This window comes from Pseudanabaena sp. SR411, from assembly GCF_002251945.1.
GTDB lineage: Bacteria > Cyanobacteriota > Cyanobacteriia > Pseudanabaenales > Pseudanabaenaceae > Pseudanabaena.
Genome location: NZ_NDHW01000003.1, coordinates 1 through 1,823, shown reverse-complemented (window position 1 = coordinate 1,823; position 1,823 = coordinate 1). Strand labels below are relative to the sequence as shown.

The window sequence follows — 1,823 nt, the reverse complement described above, 5'->3', positions numbered from 1 at the left end:
TGCTCCTACAAAGCCACGAATGGTATCAAGAAAAATCTCGGTGTGGATTCTCTCGGTTTACCATTCTTTACCCTTTGTACCAAGGCAAGTCTGACCGATGACAATGCTTTGATTGAGATGTTTGCTCAAAACATTGACTACTTTAAATCCAAACCCGTGAATATTCCCAAGATAACTGTCATGGTTGATCATGGCTATCATCCTGACAAGCTCATCCCTGCTCTAGAAGAGCTTTATCCGCAGATCATGACCAAGATTCGGTTTAAGGTTGCACCGAAAATGTCTAAGCAGGAGAAGAAGGCTTTGGGTATATCTGGTTTTGTGGTCATTCCTATGCGTTGGATTGTGGAACGTTCCAATGCTTGGATGGATCGTTGTAAAAGTCTGGTCAAAAACTTTGACAGAACTTTAGACAATGCTAATGCGAGAATTCATCTTTGCTTTATCAGGCTTATGCTTAAGCGCCTCGCTAAGGCTTCCTAAGATACCAAATGGGTTCTATAGAATAGGCTACTCTACTTACCTAAAGTTAGAAGATTGAATTTAGGTGCAATAAATTTCAAACAAACTAGTCATAGCGTATGGAAGAAAAAGTTCATTCTATTAAAATGCCATTCTTTGAAGTGCTTCGTAATCTTAGTCATCACCATTTTGGGTGGTGTCATAAAATCTCATGTCACACATTTTCTTGGTCACTAACAAGAGTTTTTGAGCAGTATTATCGAATAATTAATGTTTGGAATCCCTACTGCATAGGCGATAATCATCAAAACAGTATTTTTCTTGCAAATGATATAGAAAGTTTTATTATTAGATTGCGAATACTACTCAATGAAGTTGCTTTTATTATTCGACAACTATATCCCAACCAAGTTCGGGGAATGCCTTCCCCTAAAGGCGAAAGAAGAACAGAAAACAAAGAAATATCAATAAATGATCTTCGGAAATTCACTCTTAAGAACCCTGATTTTGATCCAAAACTTACAGAATTACTTAAACGAAATAAAGATTGGCTGGATATCCTACGTAAGCAGCGTGATGACATCGTACATTACAAGTCCCAAGTTCAAATATTTGAGCCAGATAAGCCTAAAATGACGTTTGCTATTATGAATCCTGGAGGGGATTATCCTACCGAAAGGGCACAAGACGGTGAAATTAGGATCGTCATAACGCCAGTTTTTGAGTTTGTAAATAGTCAAATGGTTTCACTACTAATCTTCCTAAATCAGGATGTTGTTGAATTCATTATGTCTATGATAGTAAGCAAAGGTTTTAAATATGGAGAAACTGGAGTATCAGGGAGTACCAGATTTTCTTGCACTGGGGTTGCTCTTTTCAACCTCATTAATGAATGTAGCAATGCTTATCCTAGAAATCGAGATTCACAGTAGTAGCGATCACCTACAGCAAACCCTTTAGTAGATAGATAATTGATGCGATCGCCTAAAAATTATGACTTGCAGTAATAGCGAGCGCCTTTAGCATATATGGAATAGCCAAGATTTTTGTATGCTACCACCTTGCGAAGATATTGATATTAGCGAATATGAACTCTGGAAGAATGGAGTTAGTCCTAATCAAGATGATAAAACTTTACAATCTTCGGTTACGACAAAATTTTAAAGCGATCGCCTACCGCAAACCCTTTACCATTAATGCAATCAACGATATTGGAGATGCCTTACTGGAGTTTAGACTAAAAAAGGTAAGAAAGGCAGAGTAAAAGAGATACAAACTGCCTAAAGTAGATAAAAAAGAAAGACATATCTACAGCCATGATTATTGACAAACTACAGGAATTTCGTCAACAGGTATATGGA

Annotated in this window: 2 protein-coding genes; both read left to right on the top strand. The window is 37.2% G+C overall.

Annotated features, from left to right (window positions below; translation table 11 throughout):
- A partial coding sequence (locus tag B9G53_RS00050; protein WP_094528296.1) for a transposase occupies positions 1 to 483 on the top strand: 483 nt, incomplete at its 5' end.
- Between the two features lie 98 nt (positions 484 to 581).
- Positions 582 to 1,394, top strand: coding sequence for a hypothetical protein (locus B9G53_RS00045; protein ID WP_094528295.1), 813 nt, complete (start codon positions 582 to 584; stop codon positions 1,392 to 1,394).
- The last annotated feature ends 429 nt before the right edge of the window (positions 1,395 to 1,823 follow it).